Annotated in this window: 14 protein-coding genes; 8 read left to right on the forward strand and 6 right to left on the reverse strand. The window is 62.5% G+C overall.

Features of this window, described 5'->3' with window-relative positions; all coding sequences use genetic code 11:
• Positions 1 to 87 precede the first annotated feature (87 nt).
• The 8 genes from QTJ18_RS21770 to QTJ18_RS21805 all read left to right on the forward strand — a co-directional run bounded on the left by QTJ18_RS21770 (position 88) and on the right by QTJ18_RS21805 (position 8,023).
• Complete coding sequence (locus QTJ18_RS21770; protein ID WP_252755365.1) at positions 88 to 1,368, forward strand: polyhydroxyalkanoate depolymerase; 1,281 nt, start codon at positions 88 to 90, stop codon at positions 1,366 to 1,368.
• 174 nt (positions 1,369 to 1,542) lie between these two features.
• Positions 1,543 to 1,965 carry a DUF2852 domain-containing protein gene (locus QTJ18_RS21775; protein ID WP_252755366.1) on the forward strand — a complete coding sequence of 141 codons (423 nt, stop codon included), beginning with the start codon at positions 1,543 to 1,545 and terminating at the stop codon, positions 1,963 to 1,965.
• A 186-nt stretch (positions 1,966 to 2,151) separates the two neighbouring features.
• Positions 2,152 to 2,922: a M48 family metallopeptidase gene (locus QTJ18_RS21780; protein ID WP_252755367.1), complete on the forward strand. Its 771-nt coding sequence runs from the start codon at positions 2,152 to 2,154 to the stop codon at positions 2,920 to 2,922.
• A gap of 76 nt (positions 2,923 to 2,998) precedes the next feature.
• On the forward strand, positions 2,999 to 3,670 hold the full coding sequence (locus tag QTJ18_RS21785) for a phosphoribosylanthranilate isomerase (protein WP_252755368.1): 672 nt from the start codon (positions 2,999 to 3,001) through the stop codon (positions 3,668 to 3,670).
• Positions 3,667 to 4,887 carry a tryptophan synthase subunit beta gene (gene trpB / locus QTJ18_RS21790; protein WP_252755369.1) on the forward strand — a complete coding sequence of 407 codons (1,221 nt, stop codon included), beginning with the start codon at positions 3,667 to 3,669 and terminating at the stop codon, positions 4,885 to 4,887. Before QTJ18_RS21785 ends, trpB begins: the two co-directional genes overlap by 4 nt.
• Positions 4,888 to 4,889: 2 nt before the next feature.
• Positions 4,890 to 5,729 (forward strand): tryptophan synthase subunit alpha, encoded by an 840-nt coding sequence (gene trpA, locus QTJ18_RS21795; protein WP_252755370.1) that lies wholly within the window; start codon positions 4,890 to 4,892, stop codon positions 5,727 to 5,729.
• Positions 5,730 to 5,768: 39 nt separating this feature from the next.
• A complete protein-coding gene (accD, locus tag QTJ18_RS21800) occupies positions 5,769 to 6,653 on the forward strand; it encodes an acetyl-CoA carboxylase, carboxyltransferase subunit beta (protein WP_252755371.1) in 885 nt (294 codons plus the stop codon).
• Between the two features lie 26 nt (positions 6,654 to 6,679).
• The gene (locus QTJ18_RS21805) at positions 6,680 to 8,023 is read left to right on the forward strand and encodes a bifunctional folylpolyglutamate synthase/dihydrofolate synthase (protein WP_489667278.1); all 1,344 of its coding nucleotides are present in this window, start codon (positions 6,680 to 6,682) and stop codon (positions 8,021 to 8,023) included.
• A gap of 82 nt (positions 8,024 to 8,105) precedes the next feature.
• Here the strand turns inward: QTJ18_RS21805 and trxA are convergent, their stop codons facing one another.
• The 6 genes from trxA to QTJ18_RS21835 all read right to left on the reverse strand — a co-directional run bounded on the left by trxA (position 8,106) and on the right by QTJ18_RS21835 (position 20,134).
• Positions 8,106 to 8,426 (reverse strand): thioredoxin, encoded by a 321-nt coding sequence (trxA, locus tag QTJ18_RS21810; RefSeq protein WP_252755373.1) that lies wholly within the window; start codon positions 8,424 to 8,426, stop codon positions 8,106 to 8,108.
• 70 nt (positions 8,427 to 8,496) lie between these two features.
• On the reverse strand, positions 8,497 to 12,069 hold the full coding sequence (gene addA / locus QTJ18_RS21815) for a double-strand break repair helicase AddA (RefSeq protein WP_252755374.1): 3,573 nt from the start codon (positions 12,067 to 12,069) through the stop codon (positions 8,497 to 8,499).
• Positions 12,062 to 15,268, reverse strand: coding sequence for a double-strand break repair protein AddB (addB, locus tag QTJ18_RS21820; protein WP_252755375.1), 3,207 nt, complete (start codon positions 15,266 to 15,268; stop codon positions 12,062 to 12,064). The genes addA and addB overlap by 8 nt, the downstream gene beginning before the upstream one ends.
• A gap of 2 nt (positions 15,269 to 15,270) precedes the next feature.
• Positions 15,271 to 16,002 carry a nucleotidyltransferase family protein gene (locus QTJ18_RS21825; protein WP_252755376.1) on the reverse strand — a complete coding sequence of 244 codons (732 nt, stop codon included), beginning with the start codon at positions 16,000 to 16,002 and terminating at the stop codon, positions 15,271 to 15,273.
• A 5-nt stretch (positions 16,003 to 16,007) separates the two neighbouring features.
• Positions 16,008 to 17,534: a tRNA (adenosine(37)-N6)-threonylcarbamoyltransferase complex ATPase subunit type 1 TsaE gene (gene tsaE, locus QTJ18_RS21830; protein ID WP_252755377.1), complete on the reverse strand. Its 1,527-nt coding sequence runs from the start codon at positions 17,532 to 17,534 to the stop codon at positions 16,008 to 16,010.
• A complete protein-coding gene (locus tag QTJ18_RS21835; RefSeq protein WP_489667279.1) occupies positions 17,531 to 20,134 on the reverse strand; it encodes a sensor histidine kinase in 2,604 nt (867 codons plus the stop codon). The genes tsaE and QTJ18_RS21835 overlap by 4 nt, the downstream gene beginning before the upstream one ends.
• Between the last annotated feature and the right edge of the window lie 15 nt (positions 20,135 to 20,149).

Genomic DNA, 20,149 nt, shown 5'->3' on the forward strand with positions numbered 1-20,149 from the left:
CCTGTTAGAAGCAGAAGAGCGGTTCAAGATCGCCGATCTGTCACGTAAGAAGACCGGTCTGCCAAACCAGAAGAAAGGTGGCCTTGCATGTTCTACCAACTCTACGAGTTGAACCACGCGGCCATGGCGCCTTATCGCGCAGCAACGGAAGCCTTGCGCTTCTTCTACAGCAATCCCTTGAACCCGCTTTCGGAAACCACCTGGGGCCGCACCATGGCCGCCGGTCTCGAGGTCTTCGAGCGGGCCACCCGGCGCTATGGCAAGCCGGATTTCGGCCTGCCCACGACGGTGGTGCAGGGGGAACAGGTCGATGTGACGGAAAAGGTCGTGTGGTCGAGGCCGTTTTGCGACCTCCTGCATTTCGCCCGGGACCTTTCGGCCGGTCTGGATCGGGGACCCAAGATCCTGATCGTCGCGCCCATGTCGGGCCACTACGCCACGCTTCTGCGGGGAACGGTGGAGGCGCTGATCAAGGGCGCTGACGTCTATATCACCGATTGGCAGGATGCTCGCATCGTCCCGGTTACGGATGGCCAGTTCGACCTCGACGACTATATCGATTACGTCATCGACATGATCCATCATCTGGGCCCGGATACGCATGTGGTCGCCGTCTGCCAGCCATCGGTTCCGGTTCTTGCCGCAGCTGCGGTTATGGAAGATCGCGAAGATCCCCTGGCCCCGGCATCAATGACCCTGATGGGCGGCCCAATCGACACCCGGATCAATCCGACGGCTGTCAATCAGTTGGCACAGGAACGGCCGCTCTCGTGGTTCAAGGACAATGTCATTATGACGGTTCCCTGGCCGCATGCCGGTTTCATGCGTCCCGTTTATCCCGGATTCCTGCAGCTTTCCGGTTTCATGTCGATGAACCTCGACCGGCACCTGATTGCGCAGAAGGATTTCTTCCAGCACCTGGTGAAGAATGACGGCGAGTCTGCCGAAAAGCACCGGGACTTCTACGACGAATACCTCGCCGTGATGGATCTGACGGCCGAATTCTACCTGCAGACCGTCGATACCGTGTTCATCAAGCACGCCCTGCCGAAGGGGGACATGATGCATCGGGATCGCCGTGTCGACCCGACCCGGATCAAGAACGTGGCGCTGCTGACCATCGAAGGCGAGAACGACGATATCTCCGGCGTCGGCCAGACCCAGGCAGCACAGACCATCTGCACCAATATTCCTGATACCATGCGCCAGCATTATGTTCAGCCGGATGTCGGCCATTACGGCGTCTTCAACGGCTCCCGCTTCCGGCGGGAAATTGCGCCGCGAATCCTCGCCTTTGCCAAGCAGCATTCGCGCGATGTTGCCAAGCCGGTCGTTCCACGCGTCATCAAGGGCGGCAAAGCGCGCTAGATAACGCGCCAGTCGCGCTTGTTGCGCTTGTCTCCTGCATGATTTTGCCGAGCAATCCCAAGGGCTTCCGGGATGTGATCGGGTTGCTTTCTTGAAGCTGCGTTTGCGCGTTACCACATCGATTGTCAGCGACAGGCATCCTGCCTGTCTGCCACAAACAAGGTAACACGACCAATGAACCAGTCTGCATGGATCCGGCCGGATTGGACTCCGGCAACGATCGCCCTCATGGTTCTCGGCTTCGTGGTCTTCTGGCCTCTCGGCCTGGCCATGCTCGCCTATATTATCTACGGTGATCGTCTGAGCGACTTCAAACGCAATGCCAATGAACGGGCCGACAGTTTCTTCGCAAGCTGCCGTCGCTCGAACCGCCGTCCTGCCGGTGCGGGTTTCGCAACCGGCAATATGGCTTTCGACGATTGGCGCAAGGCTGAGCTCGACCGCATGGAAGAGCAGCGCCGCAAGCTCGATGAGATGCGCCAGGAATTCGACTCCTATCTCCGCGAGCTGCGCCGCGCCAAGGACCAGGAAGAATTCGACCGCTTCATGCGCGAACGCGGCAACCGCACCGGCGAGGGGAATTTCCCTGCCGTCTGAGTGAGCGGCGTAACCGCGATATCGAGGGGCCGGCACCGAAAGTGCCGGCCTTTTCCTATGTGCAGCTCGGCAATTTCGGCGTGCCACACTCTCTGGCCTGATTTGACCTCTCCCGTCCGCGCCTCGCGCGGCCACTGCGAAGAAATGATGGATTCATTCCCCTCGCGAATCGGATAATCGTGAATCATGTTTTCGCTGCTCACCAAGCCCCGATCAAAGGCCGGCAAGTCGCCGAAGCCGCTCCGGAAGGAGGAGCGGCTGCTGTCGGTCGGCGACAGGTCGCTGCCGCTGACCATCCGTGAGCATGCGCGGGCGACGCGAATGACCCTGCGGATCGAGCCGGGCGGGCGGGCGCTTCGGCTGACGGTGCCGACCGGGCTTCGGGCGCGGGAGATCGACGCCTTTCTGGCGCGACACGACGGCTGGCTGCGCACCAAGCTCTCGAAATTCTCCAATAGCCAGGCCTTGGGCCCAGGCGGCACGCTTCTCTTGCGGGGCGTCGCGCATCGCATCGTCCATACCGGAACGCTTCGCGGGCTGACGGAAGTTGCCGAGGAGGAGGGCGAACCCGTTATCCGGGTGAGTGGTCTCGAAGGTCATCTTGGCCGGCGGCTGGAAGCCTTTCTCAAGAAGGAGGCGCGCTATGATCTGGAGCGTCTTTCCGCCATTTATGCGGGACGGATCGGCAAGCCGATCAAATCGGTGACGATGAAGGACACCCGCAGCCGGTGGGGATCCTGCACCTGGGATGGTAGCCTTAGTTTTTCCTGGCGAATCGTCATGGCGCCGGATTACGTCATCGATTATCTCGCAGCTCATGAAGTCGCCCATCTGAGGGAGATGAATCACGGTCCGCAATTCTGGGCGCTGTGTGCGAGTCTCTGCCCGGATATGGAGCGGGCAAGGCGGTGGTTGAAGGCGCATGGCTCCCAGCTTCACGCGATCGATTTCAGCTGAGCCAGTCTTCGCAGGTGAACAGCGTCTCGACCAATTACCCTCGACTTGCGGCGCGATTCGTGCAAGTTCGCCTCTCATGACGCCAGACATCAAAATATGCGGTTTGAAGACAGCCGAAGCGATCGATCTCGCCGTCGCGCGGGGGGCGAACCACATCGGCTTCATCTTCTTTGAGAAAAGCCCGCGGAACATCGACGCTTTGACCGCCGCCAGCCTTGCTGATCGGGTGCGCGGGCGGGCAAAGATCGTCGCTGTCACCGTGAATGCCGATAATGAGGAACTGGAAGAGATCATCGCCTATCTGAAGCCCGACATCCTGCAACTGCACGGCGCCGAGACGCCGGAGCGGGTGCTGAATGTGAAGGCCATGTTCGGACTGCCGGTCATCAAGGCCGTTTCGGTGCGGACGCGCGAGGATCTGCGTACGCTTTCGGCCTATGAAGGTCTGGCAGACCGCTTCCTTCTCGATGCCAAGGCGCCGCACGGCTCGGATCTTCCTGGCGGCAACGGCGTTTCCTTTGACTGGACCATTCTCTCCGCGCTTGACGGAAACGTCGATTACATGCTTTCCGGAGGGCTGAATGCGGAAAATGCGGGCGAGGCTCTGACCCTCACCGGCGCCCGCGGCCTGGACCTGTCATCCGGCGTGGAGAGCGCGCCTGGCGTGAAGGACCCCGCCAAGATCAACGCCTTTTTCGACGCGATCGATCAGTGGCGCGCAAATGAATCACAGGGAGTGAAGTCGTGAACCAGCCACTCAAACCCAATTCCTTCCGGGCCGGACCTGACGAAGATGGTCGCTTCGGGATCTATGGCGGACGCTTCGTCGCCGAAACCTTGATGCCGCTGATTCTCGATCTCGAGGCGGAATGGAACAAGGCCAAGACGGATGCAGCCTTCCAGGCGGAGCTCGCCCATCTCGGCACCCATTACATCGGGCGCCCGAGCCCGCTCTATTTCGCCGAACGGCTGACTGCCGAGCTCGGTGGCGCGAAGATCTATTTCAAGCGCGACGAGTTGAACCACACGGGCAGCCACAAGATCAACAATTGCATCGGCCAGATCCTTTTGGCCAAGCGCATGGGCAAGAAGCGAATTATTGCCGAAACCGGTGCGGGCCAGCACGGCGTTGCCTCGGCAACCGTTGCGGCACGCTTTGGCCTTCCCTGCGTCGTCTATATGGGTGCGACCGATGTCGAGCGGCAGGCGCCGAACGTCTTTCGCATGAAGCTGCTGGGTGCGGAGGTCAAGCCGGTGACCTCGGGGCACGGCACGCTGAAGGACGCGATGAACGAGGCCCTGCGTGACTGGGTGACGAATGTCGAGGATACCTACTATATTATCGGGACAGCGGCCGGTCCGCATCCTTATCCGGAAATGGTCCGCGAATTCCAGTCGGTGATCGGCAAGGAAGCGCGCGAGCAGATGATGGCCGCCGAAGGGCGCCTGCCGGACATGCTGGTCGCGGCCGTCGGTGGCGGTTCGAACGCCATCGGCCTCTTCCATCCTTTCCTGGACGATGAGACGGTTCGCATCGTAGGCGTCGAGGCCGGCGGCAAGGGTCTCGACGGCGAGGAGCATTGCGCCTCTCTGACGGCCGGCCGCCCCGGCGTCCTGCATGGCAACCGCACCTATCTGCTCCAGGATGACGACGGGCAGATCAAGGAAGGACATTCGATCTCCGCAGGCCTCGATTATCCCGGAATCGGTCCCGAGCACTCCTGGCTGAAGGATAGCGGACGCGTCGACTACGTGCCGATCAAGGACGACGAAGCCCTGGCCGCCTTCCAGATGCTGACGCGCACCGAAGGGATCATCCCGGCACTGGAGCCGAGCCATGCGCTGGCTGAAGTGATCAAGCGTGCACCGACCATGGACAAGGACCAGATCATCCTGATGAACCTCTGTGGCCGTGGCGACAAGGACATCTTTACGGTTGGCAAGATTTTGGGAATGGGTCTCTGATCATGACTGCACGCATGGATAAACGCTTTGCCGAATTGAAATCCGAAGGTCGCCCGGCCCTGATCACTTACATGATGGGCGGCGATCCGGATTACGCCACCTCGCTCGCCATCATGAAAGCCCTGCCGGCCTCCGGCGCCGATGTGATCGAGCTTGGCATGCCCTTTTCGGATCCGATGGCCGATGGCCCCGCCATCCAGCTTGCGGGGCAGCGGGCGCTTGCCGGCGGGCAGACCCTGTCGAAGACTTTGGATCTCGCCCGCGATTTCCGTCGGGACGACCAGGAGACGCCGATCGTCCTGATGGGCTATTACAACCCCATCTACAATATGGGCGTCGAAACCTTTCTGGATGCGGCACTGGAGGCCGGCATTGATGGATTGATCGTCGTCGACCTGCCGCCGGAAATGGACGACGAACTCTGCCTTCCGGCCCTTTCGAAAAACGTCAACTTCATCCGGCTTGCAACGCCGACGACGGATGAAAAGCGGCTGACCACCGTCCTGCGCAACACGTCGGGTTTCGTCTATTACGTCTCGATGAACGGTATTACCGGATCGGCCCTGCCGGATCCCTCGCGGGTTGGTGCCGCCGTTCAGCGCATCAAGGCCCATACGGATCTGCCGGTCTGCGTCGGCTTCGGCGTCAAGACGGCCGATCATGCCAAAGCGATCGGCGCGGCGGCCGATGGTGTCGTGGTAGGATCCGCCATCGTCGCGCAGGTCGCCGGCAGCCTGACCGCGGAAAACCAGGCGACGGAGCATACGGTGTCTGCCGTCACGACGCTGGTTAAGGGCCTGGCAAGCGGCGTGCGCGCAGCCCGCCTTGTTGCTGCCGAATAATCTCACCACATTGACGATGGTCAATCAGGAGTCTTGTCCGTGAACTGGATCACCAACTATGTGCGCCCCAAGATCAATTCGATGCTTGGTCGTCGGGAAGTGCCGGAAAACCTCTGGATCAAATGCCCGGAAACGGGCGAAATGGTCTTTCACAAGGATCTGGAAGACAATAAGTGGGTCATTCCAGCCTCCGGCTATCACATGAAGATGCCCGCCAAGGCGCGCCTGACGGATCTTTTCGATGGCGGCGTCTTCGAGAGACTGCCGCAGCCCAAGGTGGCGCAGGACCCTTTGAAATTCCGCGACTCGAAGAAATACAGCGATCGCCTGAAGGACAGCCGCATCAAGACGGATCAGGAAGACACGATCCTTGCCGGCCTCGGCAAGGTGAATAATGTCGACCTCGTTGCCGTCGTTCACGAGTTCAACTTCATCGGCGGATCGCTCGGCATGGCTGCGGGCGAGGCGATCGTGAAGGCTGCCGAACGCGCGCTTGCCGAACGCTGCCCGCTCGTCATTTTCCCGGCCTCCGGCGGCGCGCGCATGCAGGAGGGCATTCTCTCGCTGATGCAATTGCCGCGCACCACAGTGGCGATCGACATGCTGAAGGAAGCAGGCCTGCCTTACATCGTCGTTTTGACCAATCCGACGACGGGCGGCGTGACGGCATCCTATGCCATGCTGGGGGATGTGCATATTGCCGAACCCGGGGCGGAAATCGGTTTTGCCGGCAAGCGCGTCATCGAGCAGACCCTGCGCGAAAAGCTTCCGGAAGGCTTCCAGACATCGGAATATCTGCTGGAGCACGGCATGGTGGACATGGTGGTCAAACGGCACGATCTGGCGCAGACCCTGTCATCTTTGCTGCGTATCATGATGAAGCAGCCTGCCGATCACGACCAGTCCCTGGCGTTGACGGCCTGACATGCGGCAGAGCCTCGGGGATGCTGATGAATAAGAATGCCCAGAGCGAGGCAGAGACCGTCATCAACGACTTGATGAAACTGCACCCCAAGGGTTTCGACATGACCCTGGGGCGGATGCGGCGTCTTCTCGACGTGCTCGGCAATCCGCAGGATCGTCTGCCGCCGATGATCCATGTTGCGGGCACCAATGGCAAAGGATCGGTATCGGCCTTCAGCCGCGCGCTTCTGGAGGCGGGCGGGCATGCTGTGCATGTGCACACCTCTCCGCACCTCGTTCATTGGCATGAGCGCTATCGCATGGGCCGCACCGGCGAACCGGGACAGCTGGTGGCCGATTCGCTGCTGGCGGATGCCTTGCGGCGGGTGGCCGAGGCGAATGCCGGACAGGCCATCACCGTGTTCGAGATTCTGACTGCTGCCGGCTTCCTCCTGTTTTCGGAAAGTCCCGCCGATGCCGTCATCATCGAAGTGGGCATGGGCGGCCGCCTGGATTGCACCAATGTCGTGGATCGCCCGGCCGTTTCGGTCATCATGCCGATTTCATTCGACCACCAGGCCTATCTTGGGGACCGTGTGGAGCTGATCGCGGCCGAGAAGGCCGGCATTATGAAGAAGGGCTGTCCGGTGGTGATCGGCCACCAGGAGTTCGACGCGGCGGAAGAGGTCTTGGTCGCCACAGCGGAACGGCTGGGCTGTCCGCTCTCTGTCTACGGACAGGATTTTTCCGCGCATGAAGAATTCGGCCGCCTGATCTATCAGGATGATCGTGGCTTGGCAGACCTGCCTTTGCCGAGGCTTCCGGGCCGTCATCAGCTCGCCAATGCGGCGGCTGCCATCCGGGCTGTAAGGGCTGCCGGATTTGAGGTGACCGAGATCATGATGGAGCAGGCCATGCTGAATGTCGAATGGCCGGGTCGTCTTCAGCGCCTCACCGAGGGATCGCTCATTCCGCTGGCGCCGAAGGGCGCCGAGATCTGGGTGGATGGCGGTCATAATCCAGGCGCAGGAGAGGTCATCGCGGAGGCCATGGCGGCCTTCGAGGAAAAGCAGCCGCGGCCGCTCTACCTGATCACCGGCATGTTGAACACGAAGGATCCGGTGGGTTATTTTCGCGCCTTTGCCGATATTGCGGAATGCGTGTTCACCGTTCCGATCTTCGGCAGCGATGCTGGGCTGGATCCCGTCGCTCTGGCCAATTCGGCCTTCGATGCCGGGCTTGTCGCAGAACCCCATTCGACGGTGGCGGAGGCATTGACGGAAATATCCGATCGCCAGCTGGAAGGCGATGCGCCGCCGCGCATCCTCATCGGTGGTTCCCTTTATCTGGCGGGCAATGTGCTTGCCGCCAACGGAACCCCGCCCGCCTGACAAAGCGCCGATATGAAAACAGCCCGGTCAAGACCGGGCTGTTTTCATTCAACTGCAAGCACTGGAGCTCGCGGGCAGGCCGTCACACGGCGCCGGAAATCCAGCTGGAGAGGGCCGTCTTCGGCGCTGCGCCAACCTTGATATCGGCCACTTCGCCGCCCTTGAACATGGCAAGAGTCGGGATCGAACGCACGCCGAACTTGGCGGCCAGTTCCGGGTTCTCGTCAATGTTCAGCTTGGCGATCTTCACCTTGCCGGCCAATTCCGTCGAAATTTCCTCGAGGCTCGGACCAATCATCTTGCACGGGCCGCACCATTCGGCCCAGAAATCCACGATCACAGGCTCGGACGCCTCCAGAACCTCGGATTGAAAGTTGGCGTTATCGACTTTCACGGTAGCCATGGGGCTCTCCTTCAATGGGTGTTGGCATCAATGTGATGCGGCGGCCGGACAAATTCAATGCTTGGCTATCTCACTTTGTCATGAGTTCTTCAAGCGTCGAGGCAAGCATGCTGTCCGACAGCTCCAGCAGGCTCGCATTTTCGGTGTAAACCAAGATGCAGGCAATCTGGTGGTTGGGATAAAGCGGCTTCAGGATCTCCGCATAGACCGCCATCTGGGCGCGATGGGTGAACGGCACCTCGGCAGATGTCTTCGGGGGGAAACAGTCCGTCTTGAAGTCCAGGATGATCACCCGGCCGTCTTCGGTCACCACCAGGCGGTCGAGCCGGCCGGAAACGGCATAGTCGCGGCCCTTTCGGGTCAGTTTCCCCATGATCGAGACTTCCGCCTGCGCATGGGCGGAGAACAGGATCTCGATATCCGGCTTTGAGAGAACGCCAAGAACCGCGGCGAGAACCGTCTCCCGCTCTTGAGCCGGCCAATAGGCGGCCTTGCGCTCGAGGTAACGCTGCGCCGCCGCGGCCCTCTCAGCTGGTTCTATCCCGGGCAGAACCTGCAGCATGCGGTGGATCAACCGCCCTTTCTGCAGGGCAAGGCTCGCAATGCTCTGACCGGTGCCGGATGGCTGTTGCGGCGCGAAGAGGGGCGAGACAAAGCCAATCTCGTCTCTGTCGTCTTCGATCAACAGGCCGGCACCGGATGGGCTCAGCGGACGCGGAAGCGGTGGTGCGGGCGGCACTGGCATAAACAGCGCTGGCGGCAGGTCGGCCCTCGCCGGCGCCTGGGCCTCCTCTGCCAGGCGCTCGACAGGCCTGAGCTGCGGCGTGTTGAGGCGCCATTTGTATCCGGTCCAGCTACCTTCGGTATCGCTGAATTCCGCCGCCTTGCAGCGCTCGGTATCGGCAGACAGGGCGTGCGCGATCATGGCCTGCCAACTCTCGTCGTTCTCACGCTTGCCCCTATAGCCGCACACGATCAGCCGATCGGCGGCGCGGGTCATGCCGACATAGAGCAGCCTGCGATATTCCTCCTCGGCGGATTGTTTCAGGCGCTCGTCATCGGCTGCGCTTAAGCTATTGGCGAGGCTCTTGTCGGGGATCCAGGCGGGAACTTCCATCCTATTCAGCCGAAGAAAGCGGAATTTCGGGACATGGCTGGCAATGAAGGCCTTGGAGCCGGGGTCCACCAGGAACACAACCGGGGCTTCGAGCCCCTTGGAGGCGTGCACCGTCATGATGCGCACCTCGTTGCGGCCACTATCCTGTTCGCGTTTGATTTCCGGCGATTCGAGTTCCAGCGTCGAGACAAAACTCTGCAGGCCGGGTAGCGCCTGGTCCTCATGGTCGAGCGCCAGACTGAGGAACTCGTCCAGGATGTCGCCGGCTTCGCTGCCAAGCCGCGAAAGCCATTTCTGCCGCCCGCCCTCGGCTCCCAGCACCCGCGCGAAGAAGTCGTGAACGCCGCATTGTTCGGCCATATGTCTCAGGCGGACAAGGTTTTCCCGCACGGCGGCAAGCGGTTCGTCTCCCTGGTCTGCCAGCCCGCACAGATGCTCCCAGGCACTGGTGCGCTCCGGCCGTTCCGCCGCGATCTTGAAGATATCATCTTCACTGAGGTTGAAGAGCGGGCTTTTCAAACAGGCCGCTAGCGACAGATCGTCGTGAGGCTGCAGCAAGAAGCGCGCCAGCGCCATGAGGTCCTGCACCGCGATATGGCTTGCGAGCCGCAGGCGATCGGCACCGGCAATGGGAATATCGCCGCGGCGCTTCAGTGCACGGGTCAGCGCGTTGACGAAGGCATCGCGCTTGCGCACCAGAACCAGGATATCGCCCGGACGAATCATCCGCTCCCGGCCTTTGTCGATGATCGGCTCGCGACCGACTAGCGTCCCGATATGATTGGCAATCCGGCCGGCCAAGATGGCGGCGGGCGCCTTGTCCGGCGTGGTATCGAAGGGCGCGGTCCAGTCTTCCTCCATCTCCGCCGTATCGGGAACGACGGTGTCCCACAGATCGACGGCGCCGGCATGGCCGATCCGGTTGGAGCGATGGATGACGGGATCGCCAATGGCACTCAGTCCGCGCGCGTGATCGGCCACCGAAAAGACCTGGTCGACAGCGCTCAAGATATCGGCGGTCGAGCGGAAGGAGAGGGGGAGGCGCACCGGATGGAAGGCCTGACCGCTCCGGCCCACCCGGGTTTCCGTCAGGCTTCGCTCCTCCGCGAAGCGCTCGGGCCGCGCGCCCTGAAATGAGTAGATTGACTGTTTCTCGTCTCCTACCGCAAAAATGGTCCGCTTCGTCTCGCGGGCGCTGCGGCCGGTGAAGAAATCCTCGGCCAGAGACTGGATCACGCTCCACTGAATGGGGCTCGTATCCTGCGCCTCGTCCACCAGAATGTGATCAATTCCTTGATCGAGTTTGTAGTGAACCCAGGCGCCAACCCCCTCGCGCGTCAGGAGCTCCGCGGTGCGGTTGATCAAGTCCTCGAAATCGAGAAAGCTGCGCCGCCGCTTCAATTCCTCATAGTCGGCATTCAGCCGCTCTGCGAGTGCAAGTGCGGCGCAGGTGGCGGAGAACATGCGCATCCTCGTCAGCGTCTCCCGGCACTCAAGCACATGGGCACGCGCGTCGGCCACGGCCTCCGCAAGCTCCGGTGCCGCCGTGACCATGGCCTTGGTGAAGAGGGACGAATCGGCTTTCGGCTGCCCGGACTGGGTGAGGAAGATGCCCTCCAGCAGCCGCGCCCGGGGCTGAGGTTGCGGTTCCGCCGCGGCCTTTCGCAGAAGAAAGGCCACCTCGGCGGCTTTGGCGCCGCCCTTGGCATCCGCGAGATCGAGAAAAGATGTAAGGCGGGTACCGTCAAGGCCGGGAAGCGGCCAGTATTTGGCGAGCACCGAAGCTTCGCTATCGCTGGCGGAGAGACCGATGGCGCGCCGCAGCGTATCTTCCAGGCCATCCTGGTTTCGAGCGAGTGTGAGGAAACGCTGTATGGCAGTTCGGTTCGCCACGATGTCGGCCAGCAGCGTTTCAAGACCGGTTTCATCGCCAAGATCCAGAGCCAGGGCAAAGGCCTGCGCCAGACGCGGATCATTCTCGACCGCCGTTGCCGTCAAAAGCGAGCGACGCGCCTCAGCCAGAAGCGCGGAGGCCGAGACATCGTCCAGAACGGAGAAATGGCCCGCAACATTTGCCTCGAGCGGAAATTGGTGAAGCAGCGCCTCGCAGAAGGCATGGATGGTCTGGATCTTCAAACCGCCCGGTGTCTCAAGGGCCTTGGCGAACAGCCGGCGTGCATCGGCAAGTTTGAAGGCGTCCGGCCGCTCGCCCTCGATCTCGAAAATGCGCGCTTCCAATGCCTCGTCCGACAGGACGGCCCATTCCGCAAGGCGCTGAAACACGCGGTTGGACATTTCCGATGCGGCGGCCTTGGTGTAGGTCAGGCAGAGAATGGCCGCGGGGCGGCATCCGGCCAGCAGAAGCCGGATGACGCGCTGCGTCAGGACATGAGTCTTGCCGGAACCGGCATTGGCGGAGACCCAGGCGGAGTTTTGCGGATCCGAGGCCAGAGCCTGCTGGCGCGCCGTCCAGGTCAGCCACTGGTGCGGATCATGGCCAAGCGAATCGAGAGCCGCGTCATTCATCACTATCGCCTTCGTCTTCATCTGCCGTGGACCATTCGGCCACCCGTGCAAGATGATCGTAATCGCCACCGAAGTCGCGTTGCAGGACCGGGATGACCCGCGAGGCAAACCCGATGCTGTTGTCGCGCAGGCGTTTGACCAGAACGGTCAACTGCTCGATCGAATCCTCCGCGAGATCGATAGCCGACTTCGGAGGCGTGGAGCCACGGGTGCGGGCCTCTTCATTATTGACCTTGTTGCACGTGAAACGCTCGCCGGGACGCAGCCGGACATAGAGCAACTGGTCCGGCTGCCTGGTGCCGACGGCGCGGAAGGCACCGGCTCGCAGAGCCGCCGCTTCCAGCGCCAATTGCGGATCGAGAAGGGCTCGCGCCTGGGCGGAGGAGGGGTTGAGCCCGGTCTTGTAATCGATGATATCCGCATCGCCCGAGCCCTTGATGTCGATCCGGTCGGCAATGCCCGTAAGCCGGATCGCAGCATCCGCCAGTTCGAAACCGGCCGGGACTTCGGTGAAGGTCGAGCGGATATCTGGCGCGCGCTCCGCCTCCCATTTCAGGAAGGCGCGGCCCACCTCGCGAAACCGCGGCCGCCAGACCTGGTCGATATGCGGCGGCAGTTGCGCGCGATCGAATTCCTCCTCGGTGATCCTGAGAAGGACTTCCCCTGCATGCGGCGTTCCGGGGAGAGCGCCGATCCTGGTATAGCGGTCGATGATCCGGTGATACAGGGTCCCGCGCTCGGCGGCGCCCGGATCCTGGTTGAACGGGTGCAGCGAATCCAGCTTGAGGATGCGTCTGGCATAGATCGAATAGGGGTCGCGCCGGAGCCGCCCCACTTCGCTGAACGAATATTGCCGCGGCTGCAGATCTGCAGGCGGGCGCGGCGAGGGGCGCTTCGACAGTAATTGCCGCAGGCTGGGCTCCGTCGCGTCGATCTGCTGCGCCCATTGCCGGAAGACGGCGCCACGGCTGCGCAGATCCTTTGCCAGATCCTCGCCGCCCAGTGCCAGAAGCCGCTGCAACCAGCGCGAGGCCACGGTCGGTGCTCCGCCCTTGCGCAGGGAACGGGTGTAGATCAGCCGCCGGGTGCCGTTGGACATTTCGAAATCATGTGCAAGCTGGCCGATCTTGCGTTCCGGCGGCTCAAGGCCGATATCGGTCTTCATGCTGCGCGACAGGAAAGGGTTATTGCCCGATTGGTCCGGCCAGGATCCCTCGTTCAGTCCCCCGAGGATCATGGTATCCACTCTCTGCAGACGCGATTCCAGCGTGCCGAAAATGAAGACCCGCGGATTGCTGAGCTGGCGCGGCTTCACGGCTTCAGCGGTCAGCAGCGCAGTGATGATGTCGATCCATTGCGGACCGTCCGCCTCGATCTGGCCGTCCGTCCCGATGATTTCCGCCAGGACGCCGGACAGGCGCTCCCCCGCTTCGCCCAGCCAGAGAGGGCGCAGGTCGCCGCCATCCTGTACGGCAATCGCCTCCAGCACGCGACCGGTTCGGGTCGCCCAGTCCGATAGCGTCAGTCTTGCCGAGACGCGCTTCCGATCCGGCTGCCTCGTCATCATGGCATCTGCCAGCGGCTGCACGGCCGCCTCGATCCGTTCCGCCAGCCGCAGCGCCAGGTCCGCTGCCTCGTCCGGCAGCGACAGCCGCCATTGCGGCGGATGGCGGTCCTGGGCATCCTCCTGCAGTCGTCGATCGAGCAGCGCAACCAGTGCGGCAATATCCGGCTGGCCGGTGCCGCCGCGCAGCGCGAGAAGTTCAAGCGCCTCGCGTGCCGGCCTGCATGCGCTCTCCGCCATGCCGAAACAGGCCATGGGATGTTTGAGAAGCGCGGTGATGGCCACCGGATCGCCCGGCCTGAGAATGGCCTCCAGTGCCAGTGTCAAAAGCCGCCCCTGCGGCGTTGCCAGGAGCGGCGTGCCGGCCGTATCATCCGCCGTGATGCCGAACCGTGCGAGCTCTGCTGTCACCCGGTGCGCCAGCGCGCGATCGGGGGTGATCAGCGCGGCCTGGGCGGGGCCATCTGCGCCGGGCTCTTCCAATGCAAGACGCAAGGCGATTGCGATCGCAGCTGCCTCCTCCCGTTCATTCGCCGCCTCCACCAAAGACACATCGGCAAAGGCGGCGCGCACGGCGTGCGGGTCACGAGCCTGTCTCCAGGCCGTCCACCGGTCCGTCGCCTCCGCAGGTGCCAGCGCTTGCGACAGGAGGGTCGATCGCTGCTCCAGGTCGGCCGGCGCCTCCCCGAGCGTGCCGACGTCGCGCCGCAGGACCTGAAGCCGCTGGAGCAGCCGGTAGAGGCCGTATTGGGGATGGCTACGGCTGGTGGGGTCGGGCTTCAGACCCTCGGCGCCCCTGCCAAGCATGGTCCATTCCTCGTCCGGCATGGATAGATCGAGACCCGGAAGAACCACGGCGCCATAGGGCAAATCTGAAATCGCGGCAATGAGATGGGCGGCGGCCGGAACCGGTCCCGTCGAACCGGCCACGATGACCGGGCCATCGTGACGACGCTCGGCAATGCGGCGAGCCTCGGCATTGATGATGGCCGCCTGGTGCTTTGCCGGCGAAGAGCGTCGAAGCTCCTCCAGGCGAGCAGGCCAGAAGGCGCTCGCGATCTTCAGGAACTCGGCCGTCAACTGCCACCAGAGCGAATGCTCGGCCGTCTGCAGGCGCTCGAGGTCGCTCCAGTCGCGTTCCTCCGTTTCGATTGCATCGATCAGCTCTGCCAGTGCGCGTGCCAGCCAGACGGCATCGGCAGGGCTTGCCGGCGCCACCAGCGGCGAATCGCGGTGAATGTCGGTGATGGCCTGGGGCAGGGCGTTGCGCCAAGCTAGAATCAGGCGACCCAGCTCCAGAAGGCGGGCGGTGGCGCTGATCGGCACCGCCATGTTCATTTCCTCGGGTGCCGCCACATCGAAAAAGCCGCTATCCTCGTCGGTCTCCCCGAGCGGCCGGATCATCGGCAGGATCGTCGCCCGGCCACCCAGGAGCTCGACGAATTCCGATCGAAGGACGCGGGCGGCGCGCCGGGTCGGGACATAGATCGTGACCTTCGACAAAGAGAGCGGGTCGCTTTCATCGTAGCGGAAAGACGGAAGAAGCCGCCCGTCACACAGGCCTGCCGCCACGGTCCGCAGAAATGGAACGGAGGGCGGAACGGTGAGGATACGTTTCTGCCGCTGTCCGTTCATGATCACCCTCCGGCCCTGAATGCAGCGAGGAACCGTTCCGCCTGCGCAAGTTCCTCCGGCGAGCCGACGGTCAGCCAATGTCCGTCGAGTGCCTGACCGAAAAGCCGGGACCGGGAAATCGCCTTGTCGAAAGTGAGGTTGAGGTTGAAGGGCGTGTCCGGTGCATCCGCCATGAAATCGGTATGCATGACGAAAGCGCCCGCATAGACTACCGGATTGTCATCGCCGTCCCGATACCGCGTAAGGCGACCCTCGCTCGACATGCTGAAGTCCATCTTGCCGGCATGGCAGACCACATGATCGGGAAGAGCGCACAGCATCCGCATATCCATGATACGGTCATCGAATCCGGCTATCAGCCGGCGCAGGTTCGACAGGTCCCCGGCCCCGTCGCCGATCCAGAAGAGATCGGCATTCATCACGAGGACCGGCCCGGAAGGCAGAAGTTTCAGCCCCTTGGCCAGGCCGCCGCCATTGTTCATCAGCTGGCCGCGCTCGTCCGAGATCAGGACGCGCAGGTCCGACCGGCGGCCGAGATAGTCCTCCATCTGGTCGGCATGGTGATGCACATTGATCGCGACGGTGGAAATGCCGGCTTGCGCAATGGCATCGAGCACGTAATCCAGCATGGGGCGGCCGCCGACCGGAACGAGCGGCTTGGGCATCTGGTCGGTCAAGGGCCGCAGGCGTGTGCCAAGCCCGGCGGCCAGCACCATCGCGTTTTCGACAGTCATTTGGATCAAGCCTTGGAATGATCGAAGTCTATGCCTGCTTGTGCCATCCATTGGCGGAGCGGCGCAAGGACCGGATGGGAAAGAACCGTGTTCAGATAGGCGAGAGTCCGCGGCATATGCTGCAGGTAGCCGGGCTTGCCGTCCCGTTCCTTCAGGCGCACCCAGAGTCCGGCGAGCTTGCAATTACGCTGCGCCGACATGATGGCAAAGGCCTTCTCGAACGCTTCGAGATCGAAATTGCCTTGGGCGCGCCGCTTTTCCACATATTGGTCGAGCAGAAGACGCGCCATGTCCGGTTGTATGGTAACGCGTGCATCCTGGACCAGGGATGCGACGTCGTAAGCGGTTGGACCGATCATCGCGTCCTGGAAATCGATGAGGCCGACCTGCTGCGGCGCCTGCCGCTCCGGCTGCCAGAGCAGGTTGGGAGAATGATAATCCCGCAGCAGCAGATGCTGCTCTGTGCCGGAAAGAGCGGCGATCAGATCGTCCCAGATGCGGCCATAGTCTGCCCGCTCCGCATCGCTTGCCGCAATTCCCTTGCGCTGCCAGGGCAGATACCAGTCCAACAGCAGACGCGTTTCGATCTTCATCGCTACGGGATCGAAAGCGGGAATGGCATGGACATGGTCGGGCGTGACCGGTATCTCGGCAACCGGTTTTGTACTGTGCAGATGGGCGAGGCTTACGATAGCTGCACGATAACGCTGCAGGACCGGCCGTCCCTGATCGTCAAGAACGCCAACCTGGCCGAGATCTTCCAGAAGCATCAGGCCCTGGTCGTAATCCACCGCCAGGACCTGCGGCGCAAGAAGGCCAATGCTGCGCAGGTGATGGGCAATGGCGACGAAGGGATAGCCGTCTTCGGCGAGATGGGCGACTTTGGGATAGGGTTTGCCCTCGAAGACCGCAGGGCCTTCCGGCCTGCGCGGCCAGTCCATAAGGATCAGGTCGCTCCCTTCGAGGGGAGTGATCGTTTCATAGACCCGGAAAGAGGCATCGCCGCTGAGAAAGCGCCGCTCCGACTGGCCGTGCCCGTGAGCCCTCAAGAAGCGACGGATGGAGAGCGTCCGCTCGATCCGCGCCCGGGCAGCGGGAGCGGCATCGATCAGCGCATGGCGGCCCTTGCCATCCTGCTTATGCGCAAGCTGAAGGCGGATGCGCTCGCGCGGCAGATCCCGATCCGCCATTTCGGGCCATTCCACCAGGCATATGCCGTCCTGCAGGGCTTCGTCGAAACCCAGTTCGTGAAGTTCGGAGCCGTCCGCCAGGCGATAGAGATCAAAATGCGAAACCCGGATCCGCAGATCATAGGTCTGGACGAGGGTGAAGGTCGGGCTTGGCACTTCCAAGTGCGGGTCGTCTGCCAGAGCGCGCAGGAAAGCCCGTGCGAGCGTCGATTTGCCCGCGCCCACCTCGCCGGATAGCGCAAGGCAATCGCCCGCGGCAAGCGCCCGCGCCAGGTCCTCGCCGAGGCGGATGGTGTCCGCCTCGTCCGCGAGGTCTATACCGATCAGATGATCATGATTCATTCGGCGGCGACGGAGCGGAAGGTTGCGCCGCTGGGGATGCGGCAGGTGACGGTGGTGCCGTGACCGGCCTGGCTCTCGATCTTCACATTGCCTCTGTGCAGGTGAACGAAGCTCTCTACGATGGAGAGGCCGAGCCCCGCGCCGCTGCGCTTGCCGCCCTTGCCGCTGGAGAAACGGTCGAAGACCGACTTCAGCATGTCTTCCGCAATGCCTGGCCCCTTGTCGGAGACTGAGAAGAAGAAGTCATTGCCCTCGCGCCAGCTGCTCAGCGTGATCGTCGAGCCCTCCGGCGAGAAATTGGCGGCATTGGTGATGAGCTTGATGAGAATCTGCTTCAGGCGCTGCTGGTCGGCAATGATGGTGCCCAGTCCCTTCGGCGCCACGATTTCGAGCATCACGCCATTGTCCTGCAAACGGTCGGCGATCTGCATGGCGACATCGTCGAGCAGATCGTCGATGTCCATCTCGGAATAGGTCAGTTCCATGATGCCGGCATCGACCGTCGCAAGGTCGAGAATATCGTTCACGATCGTCAGCAGAAGCGATGACGAGGTGGAAATGTGATCGACATACTCCGCCTGCCGATCATTCAGCGAACCGACGCCCGGCGTCTTCAGAAGATCGGTGAAACCGATGATATTGGTCAGCGGTGAACGCAGTTCGTAAGACACATGCTGCACGAAGTCGTTCTTCAACTCGTCGGCCTTGCGAAGCGCCTCGTTCTTTTCTTTCAGGGCGCGTTCGGCGCGGGCGCTGTCCGTCATGTTGACGAAGGTCAGCATTGTCTGCGCATTCGGCAGCGGGATGACGGCGTAATCGAGGACAATTCCCGAGAACAGCTCGAACGTGCCCTGCAGCGACGACCGTTCATCGTCGAAATTGGTCAGCATCTGGCCGAAGTGGCGCCAGCCGTCCGGCTTGTCATATTCCGCGGCGCAGGCCGCCTCGATGGCGCGAATATGCGTTCCCGGCCGGGTCTGGTCCTCCGTCAGGCCCCAGAGCGCGCGGAAGGCCGGATTGGACAGGCGGATGCGTCCGTCCGGTCCGAAAACGGCAACCCCTTCGGCCAAATGGTCGATGGTTTCGCCCTGGACCTTCACCAGCGTGTTGTAGCGGGTCTCCAGATCGACCTGCTCGGTAAGGTTTTCGAAGACCCAGGTTGCGCCGCCCTGAGGATGGGCCGTCGCGATGACCTGCAGCGTCTGCCCGTTCGGCAGGTGCCAGCGATTGGTCTGCGTATCGAGGGCGCGGTAGACGGAAAGGACGCTTTCCTTCCAGTTGCGCCAGTTCAGCTGTTCGGGCAGCTTGTTCTGGCTTCGCAGCCTGTCCAGAAGCTCATTGTGATCCGGCCGGCTTTCAAGGAAGCCGAGGTCCAGATCCCACAGTCGCACGAAGGCCTGATTGTAGAATTGCAGGCGCTGGTCGCGGTCGAAGATCGCCACCGGCGTTGCCAGATGATCCAGCGTTTCCGCATGGCTCTTGAGGGTGCGGTTGAGTTCGGCCTTGACCGATTCCGCTTCCGAGACGTCGAGCGCCATGCCGGCAGAGCCGGCGCGGCTGAGAACATCGACGACATCGAAGACGGTCCGGTTGCCGCGAATCACCGTCGAGACGCGGTCATGATACGGTGAATCGCCGGTTGTCGTCGCACGAATGGTTTCCCGCGCGATGGTGCCGAGGAATTCCCGGCCCTCTTCGACCGCCTGGGCCGGGCTGGTGGCCTCCACGGCGTCGCTATAGGCATGGTTGACCCAGGCGAGGTTGCCGTCGCGGTCACGATGCCAGACCGGCTGTTCCAAGGCGTCGAGGAGGGACTGGAACAGGTTGATCGACGAGACCAGCCGCTCCCGCTCGATCTTCAACTCGGCCAGTTCGGCACGCAGATTGTCCAGAGCAATGAAGCGGACAAAGGCCTTGCCGCCGGAGACGCGGCCCTGCACTTCAAGAATCTCGTCGCGATTTGTCTCCACCACCATGTCGAAGCTGCGGGCTTGGCCGCGCAGAGCCTCCACGGCATGTTCGAGTTCGGCCGCCGAATGCGCCCGCAGCCATTTGCCAAAGGCGAGGAAGTCCTTGCCCTCGGCAGGCGCGCCCGTTTCCGCCGGAAGCTGCCCGAGAAACTCAGCGCGCGAGGGGCCTGCTTCCCAGATGACGATGCGGCGGTTCTTTTCCGCAATCAGCGCCTCGTATTTCGAAACCTTCTGCTGCGCGTCCGAAAGGGCGCCGCGGATTTCCTGGCTCTCGGCCTCCATATGGGTTCGCTGACGCAGCAGCCAGATGGTCGACAGAAGGGCCGCGGCGATCGCACCGATCGTCATCGACGAGAAGATGACCTCGGAGGACGTGAAGAGCCGCGTCGCCGGCAGCCGGGCGTCCTGCGCCAGCGCAATTCCCGCCATGCCTGACAGGGCCGTGCCCGTCAGGGCGGCTCTGGCCAGATGATACACGCGCCCCAGGGACCTGAGGGGCCTCGTCCGACCCAGGCCAGATAGTCTTTTTGCTGTCACGTGTTCCGCCACCCATAGTCCACCGAATGCCGGCTCCGCGTTGCCGTCATCGGTCTTAGCCTGCCGGAGCAGAGCCGTGAATTGTGCCGCCATTTTGGTCTGTCTCCG

This window comes from Rhizobium sp. SSA_523, from assembly GCF_030435705.1.
Lineage (GTDB): Bacteria > Pseudomonadota > Alphaproteobacteria > Rhizobiales > Rhizobiaceae > Neorhizobium.